The organism is Leisingera sp. SA32, from assembly GCF_056033425.1.
This window is the reverse complement of record NZ_JBVYHB010000007.1, coordinates 147,740-168,445: the sequence shown is the minus strand read 5'-3', so window position 1 is coordinate 168,445 and position 20,706 is coordinate 147,740. Positions and strand designations below refer to the sequence as shown.

The following is a 20,706-nucleotide window of genomic DNA, read 5'->3' as shown; positions in this document are numbered from 1 at the left end:
AAAAAACCGGCGCCCGATAAGATCGCGCGCCGGCCGGTCGTTGCGTTGTATCAGTAGCCCATCACAGAAGCGCGGGCGTTCATCTGGCCGTTGTCGGCATAGGTCATGTAGCCGCCGACGCTGTCGCGGTAGGCGATGAAGCTCTCGGTGATGCGGCGCACCAGCTCGTCCTCGTCCTCACGCAGCTCTGCGATCACGTCCTTGGCGGCCACGCCCATGGCGTCGATCACGTCCTGCGGGAACATCTTCACCTGGACACCGTTCTCATCCACCATCTTCTTCAGCGCAAGCGCGTGTTTGGTGGTGTATTCGGTCCAGACCGGGTTGTAGAGGCTTTCGCAGGCCAGCGAGACGACCTGCTGCAGGTCTTCGGGCAGCGCGGCAAAGACATCGGCGTTGACACCGCATTCCTCGGCCGAGGACGGCTCACCCACGCCGGGCCAGTAGTAGTTCTTGGCAACCTGGTAGTAGCCAAGCGCGCTGTCGGTCCAGGGGCCGATGAACTCGCCCGCGTCCAGCGCACCGGTCTGCAGGCCCTGGAACATCGCCGGACCGCTGGTGGCTTCGGCTGCCATGCCCAGTTTCGACGCCATTTCCGACGCCAGGCCGGTGGTGCGGAACTTGAGGCCTTTCAGATCTTCGACCGAGTTGATCTCGTTCTTGAACCAGCCGCCCCACTGCGGGCCGGAGTTGCCGCACAGGAAAGGTTTGATGCCAAAACGGCCATACATCTCGTCGTACAGCGCCTGGCCACCGCCATGGTACAGCCAGCCGAACTGTTCATCCGCACGCAGGCCAAAGGGCTGCGAGCCGAACAGCAGGATGCCCTTGGACTTGGAACCCCAGTAGGCGGGAACCGCGTGATACATCTCGGCGGTGCCTTCGGAGACCGCGTCAAACACGCCGCGGCCCGGCACCAGTTCGCCAGCAGCAAACAGTTTCACCTCGATCCGGCCGCCGGACAGGGTGGTGATCCGGTCTGCCAGCATCTGCGCGGCCACGCCGGGGCCAGGCAGGTTCTTGGGCCAGGCAGTGACCATCTTCCACTGCATCTTGTCCTGGGCAATGGCGGGGCTGGCCAGCGCCGTTGCCGCGGCTCCCGCCGCACCGGCCTTCAAAAACGCACGTCTTTGCATCGCTTCAATCCTCCATCTGTTGTTGCATCTGGTGTCGCGGGGTCTGGTCCGCGCAGAATCAGCCTTGTTTTGTAGGTGCTTTAGATTAATATGTAGCTACATAATAATGTCAATCGCGGTTTGTGCGCTGAGGTGCCGTTGCCGAGGCGCTGCCGGACCTGTGACAACAAATTCCGCATCTGCGCCTATTTGCGATGCGGCCAGGGGACACGCATGACGGGCAAAACACGCCATTCCTGGAAGTCGATCCGCGACAGCATCCGCCAGATGATCCTGGATACCACCTATGGCCCGGGCGACAAACTTCCGCGGGACGAGGAGTTCGCGGCCCGTTTTGGCTGCGCACGTTCAACGGTGCATCGGGCGATGCGCGATCTGGCCGAAAGCGGACTGGTCGAGCGCCGCCGCAAGGGGGGCACCATGGTGCGGCGCGATCCGGTTACCCGTGCAACGCTGGACATTCCGATCACCCGGCTGGAGGTGGAGCAGAAGGGCTGCACCTACCGATATGAGCTGATCCGGCGGGCGGTTCAGGACACGCCCCCAGCGATCATGGCGAATTTCGGACTGTCCGCGCCGCGACCGATGCTGCGCGTCGAAGCGCTGCATCTATCCGATAACACCCCTTATATCTTCGAGGATCGCTGGATCTGCCTGGAAACCGTGCCGGAAATCGCAGAGATCGATTTGACACGCGAGAGTGCGAATGAATGGTTGGTACGCAATCGTCCCTACAGCCGGTGCGACCTGCGGCTCTATGCACGGCCGGGGGGCGAAGAGGACCGCAGCATTTTGCACAGCGACGTCGGTGACGCGCTCTTTGTGATGGAGCGGACCACCTGGATCGGCCCGGATCCGATCACCAGTCTGTGCGCGGTGGCGCATCCCGGTTACCAGCTGTTCACACAGGGCTGAACGCTCCCGGGGGCAGCAGCCTAGAGGTGGGTGGTCATCTTGTAGCCGGGGGCAAAGAACAGCTTGGCCAGCGTCACCGGGGTGCCACGCAACCAGGTGGTGCGCTCGGCCGTAAAGATCGGATCCCCGATCGGGGCTTCCAGGAATTCAGAGATGATCTGGTCGGCCTTGGTGGCCATGACGCTCAGCTCAAGATTGGTGAAAGGCACCTTCTGCACCAGCCAGTCGTTGGGGCTGGCGGCGGCAAAGTCGGCTTCCAGAACCTCGGGCACGCTGTCCGGGACGATCCAGCGGGTTTCGTACTGGTAGGGGGCATTGTCGGCATAGTGCATGCAGCGAACGTGCAGGATATCCTGACCAGAGCGCAGATTCAGCCGGGCGGAAATCCAGGCCGGGGCGGGCATCAGGCTGCGTTCAACCAGCGCATATCGGTAGCTGGCACCCGTGGCGGCGATTTCGTCGCGCACTAGGGGTATAGAAAACTGGGCCTTGCGGATCGGCGAATTCAGCACCCTTGTACCTGCCTTGCGCTTGCGCTCCAGGTACCCTTCCTCGGCCAGTTCCCGAAGGGCGCGGTTCACAGTGGTCCGGGTGCTGGAAAACTCCTCCGCCAGTTCCGTCTCGCTGGGCAGCAGGCTGTCCGGCGACCAGATCTTGGTTTCGATCCGGTCAAGCACAACCCTCTTGATGTCGCGATAGCTCATGTTCTGGCGCGGTGCGGCCATGCTGCCTCTCAGGGAATATTCTCGTTTAAGCTGGATAAATATACACATAATACCCCCACTGCAAAGCGCTGAAATGGTGCCAGGCCGTATGGCGGCAATTCCCGTTGGAGTCAGAGAGGTGTCAGGGAGGCGTCAGGGGCGGATCAGAACCATTGCCCGGGTTCCATCAGGCCAAGGTCCAAGAGCTGGCGCGAGTGCCACTCGAACGGGGCCGAGTTGTGCCAGCGGAAGGTTGCGATATCGAACGACGAGCCGGGGTTGCGCTTTAACGCCTTGGCGGTGCGGAAGGAACAGATGGCAGCAGTCAGATTGTGGTGCCAGGGGCAGGCGTAGGTGTTGTATTCCTGTACGTTGAAGGTGTGGTCGGCCTGCAACTCCAGCCCCGGCTGCACCTTGAACAGGGCAATCCGGTCAATCTTGCGGCTCGGGGCGGGGATGTGCTCCTCGAACCGCCAGCGCACACCGCCGAAGAAGTCCAGCTGCCGTTCGCGTGGGTGGCCGGTTTCGGGATCCTTGCGGGATTGGGCGTAATAGCCTGACTTGTCCAGAAATGCCGCCTCCAGAGAGACCGCGCCGGGGTGCGTCTCCAGATCGCCTGCATAAAGGTCGATCACATAGGTCAACATCGCATCGCGCCGCTCTTCGCTGTGGAATTCCAGCATTTCGCCTACGCTGCGCGTTTCGCAAAACGGGAAGAACAGATACTCCGCGTTGTAACAGTAGTAGATCCAGCAACCAGGCTGCGCGGCCGCGATCACCGCATTGACGGCACGGGGGACGGCGTCAGCGCTGCCGCAGTCATAGGGCACGCGGTGGACCTTGCTGCTGACGTCCTGCGGCAGGTCGAAGGCATCCGGCATCAGCGCCACTACACTGTCGAAACCGCACTGCAGATGGTGGCGCAGGGTGGTGGCGATCTCCACGTCGTCCTCGACAAAGATCAGCGCCACCGGTCCCTTGACCAGCAGCGCATCGCCTTCCTTCAGGAACGCCTCAAGCGAAGAATACATCATGCCCGTCTGCCCTTTGCCTTACTGGCCTTTGCGGTCAAAATCGGGTAAATGGCTGCGCATTGCAAGCGGCGGCATTTGCCTGTATTGCAGGCCGCTGTTTACCCACCCTGGCTGGAAGGCTGACCGCATGAGCGCCCCGAAGAAGCTGTTTATCAAGACCTATGGCTGTCAGATGAATGTCTATGACAGCGAACGCATGGCAGAGGCGCTGGGCGGCGAGGGGTATGTGGAGACGAAAACGGCGGATGATGCCGACATGATCCTGCTCAACACATGCCACATCCGCGAAAAAGCGGCGGAGAAAGTTTACTCCGAGCTGGGCCGTTTCAAGGGGTTGAAGGCAGAAAAACCGGATCTGAAAATTGGCGTGGCCGGCTGCGTGGCCCAGGCGGAGGGTGAGGAAATCATGCGCCGCCAACCGCTGGTGGATCTGGTGGTCGGCCCGCAAAGCTATCATCGCCTGCCGGAAATGGAAGCCAAGGTACGTGCGGGCGAAAAGGTTCTGGACACAGATTTCCCCGAGGAAGACAAGTTCGAGAAGCTGAAAAACCGCCCCAAGGCCAAACGCGGCCCCACCGCGTTTCTGACGGTGCAGGAAGGTTGCGACAAGTTTTGCGCCTTCTGCGTGGTGCCCTATACCCGCGGTGCCGAGGTCTCGCGCCCGGCGGATCGCATCCTGCGCGAAGCACAGGATCTGGTGGAGCGCGGGGTGCGCGAAATCACTCTTCTGGGGCAGAACGTCAATGCCTATCACGGGGCTGGGCCCAATGGGGATATGACGCTGGCACAGCTGATTTGGCAGCTGGACAAGATCGACGGGCTGGAGCGCATCCGGTTCACCACGTCCCACCCAAACGACATGCAGGATGACCTGATCGAGGCGCATGGAACCTGCGCCAAGCTGATGCCCTATTTGCACCTGCCGGTGCAGGCGGGGTCTGACAAGATCCTGAAGCGGATGAACCGCAGCCACACGGCGGAAAGCTATATCCGCCTGATCGAGCGCATCCGCGCGGCGCGTCCCGACATCCTCATCTCGGGCGATTTCATCGTCGGCTTTCCCGAAGAAACCGAAGAGGATTTTCAGGCCACCTTGGACCTGGTCGAGGAGGTCAGATATGGCACGGCCTATTCCTTCAAATATTCCACCCGCCCCGGAACCCCGGCGGCAGAACGGGCCCAGGTCGACCCGGCCGCAGCGGACGACCGCCTGCAACGCCTGCAAGCCCTGCTGACGCGTCAGCAGCGCGAGGTCCAGGACAGCATGGTTGGCCGTGAGGTGGGCGTATTGTTCGAAAAGGCGGGCCGGTTTCCCGGTCAGATGGTCGGAAAATCCGACTATCTCCACGCGGTTCACGTGGCCGATTGCGACCGCCAGATTGGCGATCTGGCGCGGGTGCGCATCGTTTCCTCCGGCGCCAATTCGCTGGCTGGAGAGCTGATCGGCTGATCCGGGCATAGTCGGGCGAATCCCCGGGGCACAATGCGTCCGCCAGCCCAAAGTGGGCGCCGCAGGCCCGTTGGCACCGATTTCGGGCGCGGCTGAATTGCATCAATTCGGTAAACAATGCTGCTAAAGGTCGGCAGAGTGTTTTGCAAACACGGCCAATACGTGCAGATTAATAAAAATTTTAGAAGGTAAACTGCATCAGAGTCAGGTAGTTTTACCTCAATGGCCCGTTTATGGGGCCAATATGCGGCGAATGCCCTGGGGGAACTTAGGTGAAGGAATTTTGGTTGTGCTGACATTCAAATTGAACAAGGCGATTGCGCTTGTGGCCGCTGCCGCCGCAGCTTTGAGCATCGCAGCCGCGCCTGCCAGTGCGCAGACCGGCCAACGAACCATCAAGGGTGAACGCTACGTGCCCACCATCTGGGTGGATCCGGATGGTTGCGAACACTGGGTCATGGATGACGGCGCTGAAGGGTTCATGACCCCGCATGTCACGCCAGATGGCAAACCGGTCTGCCGACGGGGCAACATCTGCGGCGTGATGCCAACCGACCAGTTCTTTGCAACCGACAAGCATCATATCAATGCCGCCGGCCGCAAGCGACTGGGTGAGTTCTTCCAGCAGGCGCGCTCCAATGGGGCGCGGGCCTTTGTGGTGGCCGGCCACACAGACAGCCGGGCCTCGGATGAATACAACATTCGCCTGTCCCAACGTCGCGCCACCGCGGTGGCGCAGGTTGGCCGCTCGGTGGGGGCGCGGATCGCCGATGTGCGCGCCTACGGGGAGCGCGACCCGCGAGTCCCCAACACCAGTGCCGGAAACATGGCGCAGAACCGTCGCGTCGAAATCTATTGCCTGCGCTGAGGAGACAAAATCATGCTGATGCGTAAAACTCTTGTGCTCCTTGTCGCTGCCGCACTGGTTTCGGCCTGCACGGAAACCTTTGATAAGACCCGTGACCAGCACGCCGGCGACGGCTCCTCCGGCCACCTGTCAAACATGACCGCCGGTATCTGGGTGGATCCCCAGGGTTGCGAACACTGGATCATCGACGATGGTCTGGAAGGCTATGCGGATCTGCGCCGGACCCCGGACGGCAAGCCGGTTTGCAACAGCAACCTGCCGCGCAATGTCGCCACCGGACCATTCAAGAAGAGCTCCACCTTCGCCGACGCGCTGTAACAAGCACTGGCAAGCGTGATGCGCAGCCGCCCCTTGGGGCGGCTGTTTTTGTTTCGGTTGCGTGAATTTCTGCGGCTGGATCTTGCGCAATATGCACTTCGCAGGCAGACTGAAACGGTAACCTCTGACTAAGGAGATCAGCTTGGCCATCAGTGCCCTGAATGACGCGCAAGACCAGTCCGCAAACCACGAAGTGCTGCTGGAATTTCCCGACAACCGATTGCTGATCGACCTGTGCGGCGAATACGACCGCAACCTGGCTGACATCGAACAGAAACTGGGCGTGCAGATCGTGCGCCGCGGCAACCAGCTCTCCGTGATGGGGGACAGCTCGGCGCGCGAACAGGCGGCCGGTGTGCTGACGGCATTATATGATCGGCTGGAAACCGGGCGCAGCGTCGAAACCGGTGACATCGACCGTGAACTGCGGATGAGCCCGGAGGCGGAGAGCGCCGAACCCGACGGCCAGTTGCAGATGTTCCGCGGTGGCCGGGTGGAAATCAAGACCCGCAAGAAACTGGTGGAACCGCGCACCGAGGCACAGAAAGCCTATGTGCATTCCCTGTTTGAAAACGAATTGGCCTTTGGCATCGGCCCGGCGGGCACCGGCAAAACATATCTTGCCGTCGCCGTCGGTGTGTCCATGTTCATCACCGGCCACGTCGACCGCATCATCCTGTCCCGCCCCGCGGTGGAGGCTGGTGAAAAGCTTGGCTATCTGCCCGGCGATATGAAGGACAAGGTCGACCCTTACATGCAGCCCTTGTATGACGCGCTGAACGATTTCCTGCCGGGTAAACAGCTGGCCAAGCTGATCGAGGAAAAACGTATAGAGATCGCGCCTCTTGCCTTCATGCGGGGGCGCACGCTCTCCAACGCCTTTGTCGTGCTGGACGAGGCGCAGAACGCCACCACCATGCAGATGAAAATGTTCCTGACCCGTCTTGGCGAAGGGTCGCGCATGGTGATCACCGGCGACCGCAGCCAGGTCGATCTGCCACGCGGCGTGCCGTCGGGGCTGGCCGATGCCGAACGGCTTTTGAAGACGATTCCCAAGATCAGCTTCAACTATTTCACCGCCCGCGATGTGGTGCGCCACCCGCTTGTGGCGGCGATCATCGAGGCTTATGACGCGGATGGAAAACCGGCCTGAGGCTGGAAACTGCCGCGTTCGTTTCATTTTTCCGGAAATACTCCGGGGGTGCGGGGGCTGGCCCCGCATTGACAGGCAAGACATGACACTCGACATCTCGATCGAAGACCGACGCTGGCAAGATGCCGGACTGGAGCCGTTGGCGACTGAGGCCGTTTCGGCGGTTTTAGGTCATTTCGCACTGGACCTCGCGGACTGCGAGGTCTCGCTGCTGGGTTGCGATGACGCCCGTATTGCGGAGCTGAACGCCACGTTTCGGGAAAAGTCCACGCCCACCAACGTGCTAAGCTGGCCGGCCGAAGATCTGGCAGCGGCGGAGGATGGCGACACGCCACCCCTGCCCGAGGCCGACTTCACAGGCGAGATCGCGCTCGGCGACATCGCCATCTCCTACGACACCTGCGCCCGCGAAGCAGAGACCGCAGGCAAGTCGTTGGCGGACCATACGCGCCATCTGACCATTCACGGAATGTTGCATCTGCTGGGCTATGATCACATTCGTGACCGCGATGCCGCATTAATGGAGGCGATCGAGGTGAAGATACTTGGCAAATTGGGGGTCGCGAACCCATATATGGAAGAGGACGCCCCCTGAACGGGGCTTTTGGATAGGATCGATGGGCGACATAGAAGGCAGTTCTAACGCGGCGCAAGGCGCGCTGGCACAAATCAACGGCAGGGCGCCGGACGCGTCTGCCCCCGAGAAACCCGGCTTTTGGGCCCGGTTGTTTGGCCGAAACACCCCGAAGGTGCAGCCCGCTGAGACAGCAGAGAGCGTGCCGCGCGATTCCGGTACGGCACCGCATGGCATGATAAACCTGCGACGGATGCGGGTTGAGGATGTGGCGATCCCGGCGGCGGAAATCTCTGCGGTGCCGGTCACCACCTCCGAAGAGGATCTGGTCAGCATCTTCCGCCAGAGCGGCTGTACCCGGATACCGGTCTACGAAGGCACGTTGGACACGCCGCTGGGCTTTGTCCACCTCAAGGATTTTTCGCTCACGCATGGCTTTAATTGCGACGCGTCGGAATTCGATCTGTCGCAGATGTTGCGGCCTTTGCTTTTCGTGCCGCCCTCAATGCCCCTCGGGGTGCTGCTGACCAAGATGCAGGCCGAGCGTCGCCACATGGCACTGGTGATCGACGAATACGGCGGTGTTGACGGGTTGGTCACCATCGAAGACCTGATCGAACAGGTGGTGGGTGAGATCGAGGATGAGCATGACGCCGACGAGCTGCAAACCTGGTTTGAGGAAAAACCCGGGTGCTACATTGCGCTGGCACGCACCTCGTTGCCGGAGTTCGAGGCCGAGACGGGCCATTCTCTGACCAGCCATGATGACGTGGACGAGGAGGAGATCGACACGCTGGGAGGGCTGGTTTTCATGCTGTCGGGCCGGGTGCCTGCCCGCGGCGAGGTGATCGAGCACCCCGAGGGTGCCGAGTTCGAAGTCATGGACGCTGATCCGCGCCGGATCAAGCGGCTGCGGGTGCGGCTACCGGACGCCGCTGCATGATTTCACTGCGGCTGGGGTCCGCGCTGCAACGGCAGCGCTTGCTGCCGGGCGGATTGGCGCTGGCTGGCGGTGCCTTGGCGTCGCTGGCGCTGGCGCCGTGGCATGTGCTGGCGGGCTTGCCTGTTGCATTGGGCGTCGCAGGCTGGTTGGCGCTTAAGGCACCTTCCGTCCGCGCCGCGGCGCTGTTCGGCTGGCTGTTTGGGCTGGGATACTTTGTCTTTGGACTGTCCTGGATCGTCGAACCGTTTCAGGTTGACCCCGAGCGGCACGGCTGGATGGCGCCCTTTGCGCTGTTGTTCCTGGCAGCGGGGCTGGCGCTGTTTTGGGGCGCCGCCTTTGGCCTTGCGGCGCGCGTACCCTCGGGCATTGGGCGGCTTACGATGCTGGTTGCGCTGTGGTCGTTGGCAGAGATCGGCCGTGCCTATGTGTTCACCGGGTTTCCCTGGGCGGCCTTTGGTCAGGTTTGGCTCGACATGCCGGTGGCGCACCTGCTGCCATTGATCGGCCCCCAAGGCGTGGCGCTGCTGACGTTAGGGGCCTTCGTGCCTTTGGCGTTTCTGGTTCAGCGACGGCCGCTGGCAGCGCTGCTTCCGTTTGGGATGTCGGCGCTGGCCGTTTTTGCATCGCCTGCACCGCCTGCGACGCAGCTGACAGACACCGTGGTGCGAATCATTCAGCCAAATGCGCCGCAAAACCTGAAGTGGCACCCGGATCACCGGTGGAATTTCGTGCGCAAGGCCGTGGCGCTGTCGGCTGCGGAACCGCGCCCGAACCTAATCGTGTGGCCGGAAACCGCGGTGCCATTGCTGTTGAACCGTGCCGAAGACACGCTCAAGGCGATCTCTGACAGCGCCGAGGGGGTGCCCGTTCTGCTGGGCATCCAGCGCGAGGATGAGGGCGCCTATTACAACTCGGCAATCCTGCTGGATCAGACCGGCGCGGTTGTCGCCACCTATGACAAGGCGCATCTGGTGCCCTTTGGCGAATACGTTCCCTTTGGCGACGTGATGGCGCGCTTCGGCATCCATGGCTTTGCGGCGCAGGCGGGGGCGGGCTATGCTGCCGGGCCCGGCGCGGAAATCATGGATCTGCCGATCGGCCGTGCTTTGCCGTTGATCTGCTATGAGGCTGTTTTTCCACAGGATGTGAACGCCGCCGCAACGCGTCCGCAAATGCTGGTACAGATCACTAATGACGCCTGGTTCGGCACAAGGTCCGGTCCCTATCAGCATCTGGTCCAGGCCCGCATGCGTGCACTGGAGCAGGGGCTGCCGATGATCCGGGCCGCAAATACCGGGGTCTCGGCGATGATCGGACCGGATGGTGCACTGATGGACCAGCTGCCGCTGGGCGAGGCTGGCCGTCTCGACGCGCGACTGCCGGAACCGCTGGCGGCCACGCTATACAGCCAGACCGGTGACTGGCCAGCGCTGCTGTTGTGCCTGTTTGCGATCCTGGCGGTTTGGCTGCGACGACGGTCGCTTGCGCCACGGTCATAGCTGCTTAACGTGCATCGAATATAGATTGACCCCCGCGGCCAAGCCGCGTTATGCGGCTTGATACTTGCCACAACGGCTTCCTGGCGTGGCGGGCTGAACCCAATGGAGCACTCTTTTCATGACCCGTATGAACTACACTTTCACTTCGGAATCGGTTTCCGAAGGCCACCCGGACAAGGTCTGCGATCGCATTTCCGATGCGGTGCTGGACGCGCTCCTGGCGGAAGAGCCCGAAGCACGCGTGGCCGCTGAGACTTTCGCCACCACCAATCGTGTTGTCATCGGGGGCGAAGTTGGCCTGTCCGACCAGGACAAGCTGCACGACTACATGGGCAAGATCGACGAGATCGCGCGCGCCTGCATCAAAGACATCGGCTATGAGCAGGACAAGTTCCACCATGAAACCGTGGAAATCACCAACCTCCTGCATGAGCAGTCCGCCCATATCGCGCAGGGCGTCGATGCCGCGGGCGACAAGGAGGAAGGCGCCGGCGATCAGGGCATCATGTTCGGCTTTGCCACCAATGAAACCGATGCGCTGATGCCTGCTCCCATTCAGTTCAGCCACGCGATCCTGCGCCGCCTGGCAGAGGTGCGCAAGAACGGCACCGAGCCGTCGCTGGGTCCGGACGCGAAATCGCAGCTGTCAGTGGTTTATGAGGGCGGCAAGCCGGTGGGCATCAGCTCCCTGGTGCTGTCCACCCAGCATATGGACGAGACCCTGACCTCTGCCGACATCCGCGCCATTGTTGAGCCCTACATTCGCGAAACCCTGCCTGAGGGCTGGCTGACGGATGCCACTGTCTGGCACGTGAACCCGACCGGAAAATTTGTCATCGGAGGTCCCGATGGCGACGCGGGTCTGACTGGCCGCAAGATCATCGTCGACACCTACGGTGGCGCAGCCCCGCATGGCGGCGGCGCGTTTTCCGGCAAGGATCCGACCAAGGTGGACCGGTCGGCCGCCTATGCCGCACGCTATCTGGCGAAAAATGTGGTGGCAGCTGGTATGGCCGACAAATGCACCATTCAGCTGTCCTATGCCATCGGTGTCTCTAAGCCGCTGTCGATCTATGCAGATACCCATGGCACCGGCGAGATCGCGCCTGCGGCCATTGAAAAGGCGATTGATCAAGTGATGGATCTGACCCCGCGCGGCATCCGCTCGCATCTGGGGCTGAACCGGCCGATCTACCAGCGTACCGCTGCCTACGGCCATTTTGGCCGCCAGCCGGAGGCCGATGGCGGTTTCAGCTGGGAGCGCACAGACCTGGCAGAGGCGCTGAAAAAGGCCGTGTGATAGGGCTGTCCGCCCATCACCTGCGCGACAAAAGGGCGGCCCGGTGGGTCGCTCTTTTTTCATGGTGCCGCAGCGACCGGTCTGCGACAGCCTAGGGGCCATTGATCCGGTCTGCCGTGACCGGCACGCAAGCCCGGTTGGTGCTGTCGGGCTTTGCCGGGTTGACCCGCGCGGCTGCTTGCGGCACAGCAGCGGCCAGCCCTTTGACCACGCCCTGAACAGGAGGCCAGACGCATGTCCGGCGACCAGAAGCCCCGCCAAGACCACCCTGCGGACGCCCAGCCCGCCGCCACAAACGCGGCCGAAAAACACGCAAGCGGCGCGCCCTGGCGCAATTTCTATGGCCGCTTCAAGGGCAAGACGCTGAAGGATAGCCAGAAGCGGTACCTGGATGAGGATCTGGCCAAGCTCAGCCCCGGCGCCGTAGGCTGGGACGAAAACCCGGACCGCAGACCGCTGGATCTGGACGCGTTGTTCGGCGGCAAGGATGCCTGGCTGGAGGTCGGGTTTGGCGGCGGTGAGCATCTCGTGCATCAGGCGGTCAACAACCCGGAGGTGGGCATCATCGGTGCCGAACCCTTTATCAACGGCGTGGCCATGCTGCTGGGCAAGATCCGCAACGCGCAGGCCGACAATATTGCAGTGCACCCTGGTGATGCGCGCGATCTGATGGATGTGCTGCCCGGACAGTCGATCTCGCGGGCGTTTCTGCTTTATCCTGACCCCTGGCCCAAGGCCCGCCATCACCGGCGTCGCTTTGTGACCCAGGAACACCTGGAGCCGCTGGCCCGCTGCCTGAAGCCGGGCGCGATGTTCCGGGTGGCCACCGACATTCCCGACTATGTTCGCCAGACGCTGGAAGAAGTGCCCAAAGCGGGCTTTGAATGGTTGGCGGAAGGGCCGACCGACTGGCGCCAACCCTGGGATGACTGGATCTCTACCCGGTATGAGCAAAAAGCGTTGCGCGAAGGGCGAACGCCGCATTACCTGACCTTCCGCCGTCTCGGCTGACGCCGCCGCGCTGCGGCGGGCAATTGCGCTGGACCGGTTCCGGCCAATCCGCTACCGATAACGCAAATAATAGACGAACGACCGACAGACGAAGGAAGCCTTATGTCCGGACACGGCACGCCCATCCCGATGACCTCGCACCGCTCTGGCCCGCTGACCGGCGTGGCCGATGTGCCCGGCGACAAGTCGATCTCGCACCGCTCGCTGATCCTGGGGGCGCTGGCCGTGGGAGAAACCAAGATCTCCGGCCTGCTGGAAGGCGAGGACGTGCTGGACACCGCCAAGGCAATGCAGGCCTTCGGCGCCGAGGTGGTGAACCACGGCGGCGGCAACTGGTCGGTGTTCGGCGTCGGCGTCGGCGGTTTTGCCGAGCCGGGCAACGTGATCGATTGTGGCAATTCGGGCACCGGGGTGCGGCTCATCATGGGGGTGATGGCGACCTCACCGATCACGGCGACCTTCACGGGGGATGCTTCGCTCAACAAGCGCCCGATGGCGCGTGTGACTGACCCGCTGGCGCTGTTCGGCACGCAGTCCGTGGGCCGCAGTGGCGGCCGCTTGCCGATGACCATCGTCGGCGCCGCAGATCCGGTGCCGGTGCGCTATGAGGTGCCGGTGCCCTCGGCGCAGGTGAAGTCGGCGGTGCTGTTTGCGGGCCTCAACGCGCCAGGCAAAACCGTGGTGATCGAGAAAGAAGCCACCCGCGACCACACCGAACGGATGCTGGCCGGTTTTGGCGCCGAGATTACCACTGAGGAAACCGACGAGGGGCGCGTCATTACACTGACGGGCCGCCCCGAGCTGACGCCGCAAGAGATCGCGGTGCCGCGCGATCCGTCCTCTGCTGCCTTTCCGGTCTGCGCGGCGCTGATCACGGAGGGGTCTGACGTGCTGGTGCCGAACATCGGCCTCAACCCGACACGCGCGGGCCTGTATTACACCCTTCAGGATATGGGCGCTGACCTGACGTTCGAGAACATGCGCGAAGAGGGGGGCGAGCCGGTTGCCGATTTGCGCGCCAAATACTCGCCCGATATGAAAGGCATCGACGTGCCGCCGGAGCGCGCGGCGTCGATGATCGATGAATACCCGGTGCTGTCGGTGGTTGCGGCCTTCGCGGAAGGCAAGACCATGATGGCGGGGGTCAAGGAACTGCGGGTCAAGGAAAGCGACCGGATCGACGCGATGGCCAAGGGGCTGCGCGCCAATGGCGTTACGGTTGAGGAAGGCGACGACTGGTGGGAGGTCACCGGCCTTGGAATTGGCGGCGTGCCCGGCGGGGCCACCTGCGAGAGCTTTCTGGACCACCGCATTGCCATGTCCTTCATGGTGATGGGCATGGGCGCGCAGCAGCCCGTCTCGGTCGATGACGGCAGCCCGATTGCGACGTCCTTTCCAATTTTTGAGCCGCTGATGGGCAGCTTGGGCGCCAAGCTGGAGCGCACATGAGCGAGAGCTTCACCATCGCGGTCGACGGGCCTGCTGCGGCGGGCAAGGGCACCATCTCCAAGGCCGTGGCGGCCCATTACGGGTTTGGCCATCTGGACACCGGCCTTCTGTACCGGGCCGTCGGGGCGAAAATGATGGAAGGCGTGGCCCCGGTCGAGGCGGCGCAGACGCTGACGCCGCAGGATCTGGCCCGCGAGGATCTGCGAGGCCCGGAGGTGGCGCAGGCGGCCTCCAAGGTGGCGGTGATTGCCGAGGTCCGGGCGGCGCTGGTGGATTTCCAGCGCGCCTTTGCCCGTCGTGCCGGCGGCGCGGTGCTGGACGGGCGCGACATTGGCACGGTGATCTGCCCTTATGCGCAGGTGAAATTGTTTGTCACCGCCAGCGCCGAGGTGCGCGCGCGGCGCCGGTTCCTGGAGTTGACGGCGGCGGGAAAGGTCATCACCCTGGCTGAGGTGCTGGCCGATGTGAAGGCGCGCGATGATCGCGACATGAACCGCGCCGAATCCCCGCTGCGCGCGGCCGATGATGCGGTGCGGATCGACACCAGTGATCTCAGCATCGAGGAGGCGCTGGCCGTCGCCCTGTCCGCGGTTGAGGAGCGTCGATAGGCCGTCGGCTGAACCTGTGCAGTCACTGTACCGGCCGCGCCCGGTTCGATGACGGTCCGGCGCGTGCGATAGCCATTGGCAACCCGCTCGCGCTGCCGGGTTTGCGGCTCTTGTATTTCTGTTTCGGTTCTTCACTGTTGGCCGCTGTGAAACGCGATTCGTGATTGCAAGGATCCCCTTATGCCCGCCACCCGCTCCGTGCCTCGCCCCGCGCCTCGCAACGTGCTGTTCGTCATAATTGATCAACTGCGCGCCGACTGCGTGACGGGCGCAATGGCGCAGCATGTCGACTTGCCCAACATCCGCGCGTTCATGCAGGAATCAGTGTCGTTCTCACGGCACTATTCGGTCACCAACCCCTGCGGTCCCTCGCGGGCGTCCATCCTCACCGGACAATACGCGATGAACCACCGCTCCGTGCGCAATGGAACTCCGCTGCGCCACGATACGCCCAACCTTGCCACAGAGATGCGCAAGGCCGGCTATCTGCCGATGCTGTTCGGCTATACCGATACCGCCCAGGACCCACGGGCGTTTGACGCCAACGACCCGGCGCTGCGTACCTATGAACACCCGATGCACGGTTTTCACGAGATGACCGAGATGCGGATGGAGATGTCTTACCCCTGGCGTTCGCACCTGCTGCGCCGCGGCTACGCCTTTGAAAACTACTGGGACGTCTATCGGCCGGTGTCGCGGAATGGCGGCGCGCCGCGGTTGAATGATCCGGCGATATACGCAGCGGAGGACAGCGACACCGCCTTTCTGACGGATTCTTTTCTGGGCAAGATGGCAGGGTATCACAAGGACAGCTGGTTTGCGCATCTTACCTACATCCGCCCGCATCCGCCGCTGGTGGCGCCTGCGCCCTACAATGACATGTATGACCCCGCCCGGTTGCCCCTGCCTGTGCGGCTGGAGACAGCGGCGCAGGAGGCGGCGGTGCATCCATTTTTTGGGCCAGCATTGCAATCGGGAACCGTCAGCGGCTTTGTTGAAGGGTTTCCCGAGCTTGAGCCAAGTGATGAAACGGTCCGCACCCTGCGAGCGGTCTACCTTGGGCTGGCGACCGAGGTAGACCATCACATCGGGCGGGTTGTCCAGTTCCTGAAGGACAGCGGACAGTACGACAACACGCTGCTGGTGTTGACTGCCGATCACGGGGAGATGCTGGGCGACAGGCATGCCTGGGGCAAAATGTCGGTCTACGACGCGGCCTACCATACGCCATTGTTGATCCGTTTGCCGTGCAACCAGGCGCGGGCCGGGGCGAACCTGACTGCAATCACTGAATCGATCGACATCGCCCCCACCATCCTCGACTGGATCGGCCAGGAAATTCCAGATGCAATGGACGGGCGCTCGCTGCTGCCGCTGCTGCGGGGGCAAAACCCGGAGGGCTGGCGGCAATATTCCTTTTCGGAGCTGGATTTTGCGGACCCCGTGGTGCCGACGCGCTGGCAGCAGGCGCTTGGCACCTCGGCCAGCGACAGCTGTCTAGGTATCCTGCGCGACGGACGGTTCACCTTGGTAGAATTCGCGTCCGATCTGCCGCCGTTGCTGTTTGACGCAGATGGGCAAGGGGAGCTGGAGAATGTGGCGGATCGACGGGAGTATGCGCCGGACCTCGTCCGATTGACGCGGCAAATGCTGCGCCACCGGATGCAGAACATGGATCACACGCTGTCGATGATGTCGGTGACGCCCGATGGGGTGCAAAGGCGCCCACGCCACGGACCCTCGGCTGGCTGACAGGGCGCGTCCGGCGCAGGCCGACCCAAAAGAAGCCCCGCCAGCGCGTGTGCTGGCAGGACTGTCGTGGCGGGTCGGGTCGAGGATCAGAAGAACCAGTCTTCCGTAAGAACCGCGGTGTCCTTGATACCTTTCAAGTAGGCGACGTTCAGGGCACCTTCGCCGCCGTCGCCGTCGGCGTCGAATTGCAGCCAGACCTGTTTGCCGTCGCTGAGGCTGAGTTGACCGTTTGCCAGGGCGGCCTGCAACGTGACCCCTGCATCCACAAGTACGCCGTCTAGATCAATCGTATCGCCATCCTTCAGCTTGAAATCCAGTATCTCGTCGCCGAACTCGTCGATCGCGTTGAAGACAAAGACGTCTGCGTCCTTGCCGCCTTTGACGCTGTCTGCGCCGATCCCGCCTTCGATCCAGTCGCCCCCGGCTCCACCGTCGATCGTATCCGCGCCGGCGCCGGCGAAGATGAAGTCATCGTCACTACCCGCTTTGATCTTATCGTCGCCATTGCCACCGTCGAGCACGTCCGAGCCGTTGCCGCCATCAATCTTGTCAAGGCCGTCGCCGCCGGTGATGGTATCGTCCCCGTCGCCGCCTTTGAGCTGGTCATCGCCACTGCCGCTGGTTATCCCATCGTTGCCATCCCCGCCATCCAGCCTGTTTTCGCCGTCCCCGGCGCTCAGGGTATCATTGCCGTCTCCGGCCTTGATCTGGACCAGCCCGTCACCGCTGATAATGACATCGTCGCCATCCCCGCCGTCGAGCTTCTTGTCGCCGTTGCCTGCATAGATCGTGTCGTTGCCCTCACCGCCCTTGGTTTGGCCCTTGCCTTGGCCGCTGGTGATGTAGTCGTCGCCGCTTCCGGTATCGATCGTGATCTCGCCATCGGCGATCAGGACGGTGTCGTTGCCTGCTCCGGTCTTGATCCGGGCATCACCGTCGCCAAGGTTCAGCACATCCATGCCGTCACCAGTCTCGATCTTCTTGATGCCATCACCGGCAGTGATGCTGTTATTGCCCCCCTTGGACTTGATCTGGATCTTGCCGTTTACGACGGTGATATGGTCGTCGCCAAGGCCGGTGACAACTCGGTCTTTTCCGTTGCCGGAATGGATGATGTTGTGGCCGCCGCTGGCCTTGATCTGGTCGTCGCCCTCGCCTGCGGTAATGCTGTCGTCGCCTTCGCCGACAGTGATAGTGTTGTCACCATCCCCCCCATTTACATTGTTGTTGCCCTCACCTGCCTTGATCTGATCTTTGCCGCTACCGCTGGTGATACGATCATCGCCGTCGCCGGCGATAATTTTGTTGTCGCCATGACCCGAATTGATGATATTTGCGCCTGCACCTGCCCGGATCTGGTCCGCCCCACCCCCGGTTGTAATCATGTCAGCGCCATCCCCGCCGTAGATCCTGTTGGCCCCCTCACCGGCGTCGATGGTGTCGTTCCCGCCACCGGTATTGATCTGGTCCTTGCCATCGCCGCCCGTGATGCTGTCGTTTCCGGCGCCGCCTTCGAGCTTGTTGTCGCCATTGCCACCATCTAGAACGTCGTCGCCGTCGCCCCCGACCAGCTTGTCCTTGCCGTCGCCGGCAGTGAGGGTATCGTTTCCGCTGCCCCCATCCATTTGGTTTTTGCCGCTACCGCCGTTCAGGGCATCTGCACCGTCACCGCCTGCCATCTTGTCATCACCATCGCCGCCGGTGAGTGCGTCATCGCCGAGGCCGCCAATCAGCTTGTCGTTGCCCGCACCACCGATGAGCGTGTCATTCCCGTCGAAACCATGAAGGTGATCGTTGCCGTCGCCGCCGTCTATGCGGTTGGCCAGCGCGTTGCCATAGCCTTTGTCGGAAGCGCTGCCGAGGAGAATGTTCTCGATATCCGTACCGTTGCTGACGGTCAGGGTCTTGGAACCGATCTTGCCCGCAGTACCGCTTTCCAGGGTGATGGCCGATTTCAGGGTAACCGCGCTGAGGTCCAGCGTGTCATTACCGCCGTTGGTGTCGGTGACGGTTCCCAAAAGGTTGGTCCAGCTGGGCACGAAACCATCCGTGAACGTGTAGGTGTTGTCCGGCGAAGGCGAAGGCGGCGGTGGCGGTGGCGGGGTATCGCCACTGTTGATGATCTGCGCGACGTCCGCGTTGGCATCAATTCCGGACAGGAATACCAGCAGGGTACTGCTGCCATCGTGGGAGATCTTGAGCCAGGAACCGCCGCTGCCAGCCTCGAGCGAGACCACGCCATCACCCACGGCATCGCTTCCGCCATAGCCAATGCTCTGAAACAATGCGGTTACGTCGATCCGATCGCCGACCGTCAGGTCAAAGTCGGAAACGCTGTCCCCAGCGTCGCCAAGGCTGGTATAGACAAAGCGGTCTGCGCCAGTGCCGCCGGACAGTGTGTCTGCTCCGGCGCCGCCAATCAGGATATCATTGCCTTCGTGGGCGTCGATCCGGTCATTACCCGCGCCGCTTTCCAGCCGGTTGTTCGCCGCATTGCCAATCAGGTGGTCGGTGCCAGTGCCGGTGATGGCGTTTTCGATCACGGTGCCCGATGCAATGGAGAAGTTGCCGACATTGCCATTGATGTCGGAATAGGTGCCCTCGCCAAGGTTCAGGGTTTGATTGCTGCTGCGCGTACCGAGATCAATGACATCCGTGCCGCCGCTGTCGACGATGGCCACAGCCCAGCCCGCGGTCAGGTCCATTCCGAAGCGGCCGGTGGTTTCGCCATCGCCGTAGGTCGTATTCCCGGTCTCGACGTTTACCGGCGTACCGTAAAGGTGGTGAACGGCGGCGATGTCGGCTAGCTGCGCGGTCGCCAGGTAGGAAAAGGAAGCGTTGATGGCGGTGTTATCCTGCTGGCTGAAGTAGGACATGACCGACACCTGCCAGCTGTCGTTGGCGAAATGCGCATCCGCGCCATAGCTGGCACTGCCGTTGTAGTTGCCGGTATGGCCCAGCCCGAGGGCGTGGCCGATCTCGTGAATGTAGGTTTGCAGGTAGTAGTCGCCATATTGCGACCAGCCCGTATCGACGTTGACGGAGGAGCTGAGAATCGTGGTGCCGCTGACCGACGAACTGGCGTATGCACCGGAGTTATTGTCATCAAAGGTAATCTTGGCGCTGCCGGTGGTTTCGACAAAATCGATTCCGGTCAGGGCTGTCCAGCTTTCCAACGCCTTGCGGGCGGTGTCCTTGCCGTTCGCGTTCAATCCGCTGAGATTGACGGTCAGTTCGCCGCCTGCCTGCACGTCAAAGCTACGCTGCCCGCGCCCGGTGGCCTCCCAGTAGCCTTGATACAGATACTGCGCAACCTGCTCGATGGTGTAAGTCGGTTTGCTGCCCGAGGACTGACCGCCGCTGCCGGTGCCGCTGCCGTCCGTGGCTTCGGGGATACGATGATTGGCCTGACCGCAAAATTCACACATGACCGGGTTCCATCCTAAATCGATAATTTACAGGGGAAATTCAGTGTGCTGGACCAACTGCCCAGCAAAGTCTTCGAGACTGGCGTGCGTCAGCGAACCGTCCATCACCGAGTGCTCGATAACGGGGCCCTCCCCATGGCGGCCATCGCTGTGGCGCCACGTGAGGGAGCCAGACATCCAGGTCTGTTCCTGATGCTGTGGTAGGTACCGCAAGGTCAGGCCTACGGCGCCGTTGTGGCCGTCGACAACAGATACATCTGCGTCCGGAAAGCGTTGCCGCAGGCTCGCAGTCAGGGCGGCGCACAGGGGTGCTTGCATCTGCGCGGTGCAGTGCAACTGAATGGCTGGTGCCGCCTGGCCGAAGGCGGACGAGCCACTGATCAGCAACCAGGCGATTGCCGAACAGCTCGAAAGAGAACCGATGGGGGGCATGGAATACGCTCGCTCAGACGGTGGAAAGGTCAGGTTCAGTCCTGCGCCGTTCTGGCTGCTGCTTTTTTTCTAGATACGGATTCGGGCAAAATGGCAGTTGCATTTCGGGCGACATTAAGACGTCGTTAACCC

Annotated in this window: 18 protein-coding genes and 1 riboswitch; of the genes, 13 read left to right on the top strand and 5 right to left on the bottom strand. The window is 62.3% G+C overall.

The window, feature by feature from the left end; translation table 11 throughout:
• Positions 1 to 50: 50 nt before the first annotated feature.
• Entirely contained in the window at positions 51 to 1,136 is a 1,086-nt protein-coding gene (locus tag AC0IPL_RS12445; protein ID WP_474274845.1) for a TRAP transporter substrate-binding protein, read from the bottom strand.
• A 213-nt stretch (positions 1,137 to 1,349) separates the two neighbouring features.
• On the opposite strand from AC0IPL_RS12445, the gene AC0IPL_RS12440 reads away from it, so the two are divergent.
• Positions 1,350 to 2,051, top strand: a complete 702-nt coding sequence (locus AC0IPL_RS12440; protein ID WP_474274844.1) for a GntR family transcriptional regulator — start codon at positions 1,350 to 1,352, stop codon at positions 2,049 to 2,051.
• Between the two features lie 20 nt (positions 2,052 to 2,071).
• Here AC0IPL_RS12440 and AC0IPL_RS12435 read toward each other — a convergent pair whose 3' ends face one another.
• Positions 2,072 to 2,776, bottom strand: a complete 705-nt coding sequence (locus tag AC0IPL_RS12435) for a GntR family transcriptional regulator (protein ID WP_474274843.1) — start codon at positions 2,774 to 2,776, stop codon at positions 2,072 to 2,074.
• A gap of 143 nt (positions 2,777 to 2,919) precedes the next feature.
• The gene (locus AC0IPL_RS12430; protein ID WP_474274842.1) at positions 2,920 to 3,789 is read right to left on the bottom strand and encodes a glycosyltransferase family 2 protein; all 870 of its coding nucleotides are present in this window, start codon (positions 3,787 to 3,789) and stop codon (positions 2,920 to 2,922) included.
• 127 nt (positions 3,790 to 3,916) lie between these two features.
• Between AC0IPL_RS12430 and miaB the strand changes: the two genes are divergently transcribed.
• The 12 genes from miaB (at position 3,917) to AC0IPL_RS12370 (ending at position 16,714) form a co-directional block, all read left to right on the top strand.
• Positions 3,917 to 5,239 carry a tRNA (N6-isopentenyl adenosine(37)-C2)-methylthiotransferase MiaB gene (gene miaB / locus AC0IPL_RS12425; RefSeq protein WP_474274841.1) on the top strand — a complete coding sequence of 441 codons (1,323 nt, stop codon included), beginning with the start codon at positions 3,917 to 3,919 and terminating at the stop codon, positions 5,237 to 5,239.
• A gap of 289 nt (positions 5,240 to 5,528) precedes the next feature.
• Entirely contained in the window at positions 5,529 to 6,107 is a 579-nt protein-coding gene (locus AC0IPL_RS12420) for an OmpA family protein (RefSeq protein ID WP_474274840.1), read from the top strand.
• A 12-nt stretch (positions 6,108 to 6,119) separates the two neighbouring features.
• On the top strand, positions 6,120 to 6,425 hold the full coding sequence (locus AC0IPL_RS12415) for a hypothetical protein (protein WP_474274839.1): 306 nt from the start codon (positions 6,120 to 6,122) through the stop codon (positions 6,423 to 6,425).
• Positions 6,426 to 6,567: 142 nt separating this feature from the next.
• Positions 6,568 to 7,578 (top strand): PhoH family protein, encoded by a 1,011-nt coding sequence (locus tag AC0IPL_RS12410; protein ID WP_474274838.1) that lies wholly within the window; start codon positions 6,568 to 6,570, stop codon positions 7,576 to 7,578.
• Positions 7,579 to 7,660: 82 nt separating this feature from the next.
• On the top strand, positions 7,661 to 8,173 hold the full coding sequence (gene ybeY / locus AC0IPL_RS12405; RefSeq protein WP_474274837.1) for an rRNA maturation RNase YbeY: 513 nt from the start codon (positions 7,661 to 7,663) through the stop codon (positions 8,171 to 8,173).
• Positions 8,174 to 8,195: 22 nt separating this feature from the next.
• Entirely contained in the window at positions 8,196 to 9,095 is a 900-nt protein-coding gene (locus tag AC0IPL_RS12400; RefSeq protein WP_474274836.1) for a hemolysin family protein, read from the top strand.
• Complete coding sequence (gene lnt, locus AC0IPL_RS12395; protein WP_474274835.1) at positions 9,092 to 10,594, top strand: apolipoprotein N-acyltransferase; 1,503 nt, start codon at positions 9,092 to 9,094, stop codon at positions 10,592 to 10,594. The genes AC0IPL_RS12400 and lnt overlap by 4 nt, the downstream gene beginning before the upstream one ends.
• A 61-nt stretch (positions 10,595 to 10,655) precedes the next feature.
• Positions 10,656 to 10,704, top strand: a riboswitch (SAM-SAH riboswitch).
• 8 nt (positions 10,705 to 10,712) lie between these two features.
• Positions 10,713 to 11,894 carry a methionine adenosyltransferase gene (metK, locus tag AC0IPL_RS12390; protein ID WP_474274834.1) on the top strand — a complete coding sequence of 394 codons (1,182 nt, stop codon included), beginning with the start codon at positions 10,713 to 10,715 and terminating at the stop codon, positions 11,892 to 11,894.
• A 234-nt stretch (positions 11,895 to 12,128) separates the two neighbouring features.
• Positions 12,129 to 12,905, top strand: a complete 777-nt coding sequence (trmB, locus tag AC0IPL_RS12385; RefSeq protein ID WP_474274833.1) for a tRNA (guanine(46)-N(7))-methyltransferase TrmB — start codon at positions 12,129 to 12,131, stop codon at positions 12,903 to 12,905.
• A 102-nt stretch (positions 12,906 to 13,007) separates the two neighbouring features.
• Complete coding sequence (gene aroA, locus AC0IPL_RS12380) at positions 13,008 to 14,354, top strand: 3-phosphoshikimate 1-carboxyvinyltransferase (RefSeq protein ID WP_474274832.1); 1,347 nt, start codon at positions 13,008 to 13,010, stop codon at positions 14,352 to 14,354.
• Entirely contained in the window at positions 14,351 to 14,962 is a 612-nt protein-coding gene (locus tag AC0IPL_RS12375; protein ID WP_474274831.1) for a (d)CMP kinase, read from the top strand. The genes aroA and AC0IPL_RS12375 overlap by 4 nt, the downstream gene beginning before the upstream one ends.
• A 180-nt stretch (positions 14,963 to 15,142) precedes the next feature.
• Positions 15,143 to 16,714 (top strand): sulfatase-like hydrolase/transferase, encoded by a 1,572-nt coding sequence (locus tag AC0IPL_RS12370; RefSeq protein WP_474274830.1) that lies wholly within the window; start codon positions 15,143 to 15,145, stop codon positions 16,712 to 16,714.
• 86 nt (positions 16,715 to 16,800) lie between these two features.
• On the opposite strand, the gene AC0IPL_RS12365 is transcribed toward AC0IPL_RS12370, so the two are convergent.
• Both AC0IPL_RS12365 and AC0IPL_RS12360 read right to left on the bottom strand, forming a co-directional pair.
• The gene (locus AC0IPL_RS12365; protein WP_474274829.1) at positions 16,801 to 20,142 is read right to left on the bottom strand and encodes a M10 family metallopeptidase; all 3,342 of its coding nucleotides are present in this window, start codon (positions 20,140 to 20,142) and stop codon (positions 16,801 to 16,803) included.
• Between the two features lie 27 nt (positions 20,143 to 20,169).
• On the bottom strand, positions 20,170 to 20,574 hold the full coding sequence (locus AC0IPL_RS12360) for a hypothetical protein (RefSeq protein ID WP_474274828.1): 405 nt from the start codon (positions 20,572 to 20,574) through the stop codon (positions 20,170 to 20,172).
• Between the last annotated feature and the right edge of the window lie 132 nt (positions 20,575 to 20,706).

Bases quoted from the DNA above. Each gene is read 5' to 3' on its own strand.
- AC0IPL_RS12445 (WP_474274845.1), bottom strand. From the start codon at position 1,136: ATGCAAAGACGTGCGTTTTTGAAGGCCGGTGCGGCGGGAGCCGCGGCA.
- AC0IPL_RS12440 (WP_474274844.1), top strand. From the start codon at position 1,350: ATGACGGGCAAAACACGCCATTCCTGGAAGTCGATCCGCGACAGCATC.
- AC0IPL_RS12435 (WP_474274843.1), bottom strand. From the start codon at position 2,776: ATGGCCGCACCGCGCCAGAACATGAGCTATCGCGACATCAAGAGGGTT.
- AC0IPL_RS12430 (WP_474274842.1), bottom strand. From the start codon at position 3,789: ATGATGTATTCTTCGCTTGAGGCGTTCCTGAAGGAAGGCGATGCGCTG.
- miaB (WP_474274841.1), top strand. From the start codon at position 3,917: ATGAGCGCCCCGAAGAAGCTGTTTATCAAGACCTATGGCTGTCAGATG.
- AC0IPL_RS12415 (WP_474274839.1), top strand. From the start codon at position 6,120: ATGCTGATGCGTAAAACTCTTGTGCTCCTTGTCGCTGCCGCACTGGTT.
- ybeY (WP_474274837.1), top strand. From the start codon at position 7,661: ATGACACTCGACATCTCGATCGAAGACCGACGCTGGCAAGATGCCGGA.
- AC0IPL_RS12400 (WP_474274836.1), top strand. From the start codon at position 8,196: ATGGGCGACATAGAAGGCAGTTCTAACGCGGCGCAAGGCGCGCTGGCA.
- lnt (WP_474274835.1), top strand. From the start codon at position 9,092: ATGATTTCACTGCGGCTGGGGTCCGCGCTGCAACGGCAGCGCTTGCTG.
- metK (WP_474274834.1), top strand. From the start codon at position 10,713: ATGACCCGTATGAACTACACTTTCACTTCGGAATCGGTTTCCGAAGGC.
- trmB (WP_474274833.1), top strand. From the start codon at position 12,129: ATGTCCGGCGACCAGAAGCCCCGCCAAGACCACCCTGCGGACGCCCAG.
- aroA (WP_474274832.1), top strand. From the start codon at position 13,008: ATGTCCGGACACGGCACGCCCATCCCGATGACCTCGCACCGCTCTGGC.
- AC0IPL_RS12375 (WP_474274831.1), top strand. From the start codon at position 14,351: ATGAGCGAGAGCTTCACCATCGCGGTCGACGGGCCTGCTGCGGCGGGC.
- AC0IPL_RS12370 (WP_474274830.1), top strand. From the start codon at position 15,143: ATGCCCGCCACCCGCTCCGTGCCTCGCCCCGCGCCTCGCAACGTGCTG.
- AC0IPL_RS12365 (WP_474274829.1), bottom strand. From the start codon at position 20,142: ATGTGTGAATTTTGCGGTCAGGCCAATCATCGTATCCCCGAAGCCACG.
- AC0IPL_RS12360 (WP_474274828.1), bottom strand. From the start codon at position 20,574: ATGCCCCCCATCGGTTCTCTTTCGAGCTGTTCGGCAATCGCCTGGTTG.